Annotated in this window: 4 protein-coding genes; 2 read left to right on the forward strand and 2 right to left on the reverse strand. The window is 43.0% G+C overall.

The genetic code is table 11. The features are described 5' to 3' along the window. Window positions 1-81: 81 nt before the first annotated feature. Entirely contained in the window at window positions 82-339 is a 258-nt protein-coding gene (locus JNK13_03725; protein MBL7661844.1) for a hypothetical protein, read from the forward strand. Window positions 340-428: 89 nt separating this feature from the next. Further along, window positions 429-1,283: a pilus assembly protein PilP gene (locus tag JNK13_03730; GenBank protein MBL7661845.1), complete on the forward strand. Its 855-nt coding sequence runs from the start codon at window positions 429-431 to the stop codon at window positions 1,281-1,283. Between the two features lie 23 nt (window positions 1,284-1,306). Here the strand turns inward: JNK13_03730 and JNK13_03735 are convergent, their stop codons facing one another. Next, window positions 1,307-1,609, reverse strand: a complete 303-nt coding sequence (locus JNK13_03735; GenBank protein MBL7661846.1) for a hypothetical protein — start codon at window positions 1,607-1,609, stop codon at window positions 1,307-1,309. A 2-nt stretch (window positions 1,610-1,611) separates the two neighbouring features. After that, a partial coding sequence (locus tag JNK13_03740; protein MBL7661847.1) for a glycosyltransferase occupies window positions 1,612-2,129 on the reverse strand: 518 nt, incomplete at its 5' end.

The raw sequence follows: 2,129 nt of genomic DNA on the forward strand, positions 1-2,129 counted from the left end.
TAGGTAATATATTGGCAATTACTTTTCTACCCCAGTTTTAACTTTAAATGACTTTTAAGGCTCAATAAGGATAAAATAGTCATGATTAGTCAAGAATTACTTAATATTTTAGTCTGCCCTGAGACTAAATCCAGCCTAACAATAGTGTCTGAATCAGATCTTGTTAAAATTAATGGGCTTATCCAATCAGGCAAGATCGTCGATAGAGCTGGGAAGGCAATATCTGAAACTATAGACGGGGGATTAATGCGTGCAGATAATAAAATAATTTACCCGATTCGTGAAGGTATTCCCATCATGTTAGTTGAAGAGAGCTTTTTAAATCCATTGAATTCATAATAATAGGGAAAAAACATTTCTTGCCTCAACTATTCAGCGTAGTAAAAACAGTAAAATGTATTTTCAAATTAACCCAAGAGCCTAAATAAATGGGACGACGACAAGACCGATCAAAGAGAATGTTTGCATTGCTGCTGGTCCTGTTTGGCATTTATGCGGGGCTGCGTGCGTACATTCGCTCACGACATACTGGAAATAATGAGGCGACAATCCGAACAGCTATTGATAACGGTGTGGAAAAAGCAAAACGTCAGAAGCCGTTGTCAGGCGAGGAAGAGGCTCTTCTACGAATCCAACTTGCGCTCGTCGACTATATTGCTAATTTCGGCAGTCCGCCGGATACGCTCTCATTATTAATTCCAAGATACTTTGATGCGCTACCCAGTAACCCACGCACCGGCAAACCTTTTACCTATCAAAAAACTGGAACATTTTATTCGTTAAATATTGACTCTACCGATCCTAAACTTGCAATCAAAACTCAGTCTCCAACAAATCAGGGTCAGCAAACTGCCGGTGCTGAAATCCTCTCCGGCGACACAATCGATCTTTCCAAAGTCGAATTCATCAATCCTAATACCATGGAACTTGAAGATTTCGTCTACGACCCAACAGGCAAACGCGATCCATTTGAACCTTTTGACTTCTCCAGACGACTTGATGAAGAAGGCAAAACACCTCTTGAACGCTACGAGCTTGGGCAGCTACGTTTAACTGCGGTGCTTGGCGATACTGGCGGCTCTCCGCGAGCGATTGTTGAAGATGAAAGCGGCCGAGGATATACAGTAGGAACAGGCGCTAAAATTGGTAAGTCCGGCGGAACGATTGTTTCAATTGAGAAAGACCGCATTAAGATTCTAGAGACTAAGGTAGACTTTGCTGGTCAAGAAACACAAAATATTAAAGAAATGAAGCTCTATAAGGGCGGTTCTTCTAGTCGCTAGCATATTCGATGAAACGCTGCAGTTTATGTCTTGGCTTGAAGTAGCCAAAGAATCATCAGTTCAGCAAAACGTTCATAACTTCCGTATCGGGTTATACGCCTCTTTGAAATCACACGATCCAGCACAGCCGGTGCCACTTTACTGGCTTTGATTGAAATCAATTCATTCTGTAAGCGCTTCACGGCTTCTTTCGATTCATACATTTTATATGTCGAGAGCGCGCGTTGCAAATCTACTTCAGATGAAGCCGCATAGGTTTTCAGAAAATGGAGCATCTGCGGCAGGACTAGGACCTGAGGCTTTTTTTCTTGAGAGTCATCTTCCATATCTACTTCCGATAGCAGCCGCGTAGGTCTTTTACGATAAATAATAATAAATCAATAAACATTCGCGCTGAATCCGTGATCAAATTGACCTTGGATCCTTCAACATTATGCCAGTTCACAGGAATTTCGCGCACTATAAAATTACCCTTGCGGGCCAAGAAAAGTAGCTCCACGTCAAAGGAAAAACGTTCCGCAGTTTGACGAGTAAATACAAATTCTGCGGCGTTGCGCTTAAAGCACTTAAATCCACATTGGGTATCGGTAATGCCCGGAACAAGAAATGTATTAACAAGAAAGTTAAAGACCCGCCCGATAATTTTTCGATACCACAGTGCTTCTACCTTTGTTTCCGCTGAACCTAGTCCGCGTGAACCAATCGCGATATCTGCCCCTTGCTCTAGCGCCTGAGCTAGTCTTGCGTATTCGGCAAATGGAGTTGAGCCATCAGCGTCGGTAAAGAGGATCACCGCACCTAGGGCGTGCTCTGCACCAGTACGCACCGCATTACCCTTACCCCGAT

The organism is bacterium, from assembly GCA_016786595.1.
Classification (GTDB): Bacteria; Bdellovibrionota_C; UBA2361; order SZUA-149; family JAEUWB01; genus JAEUWB01.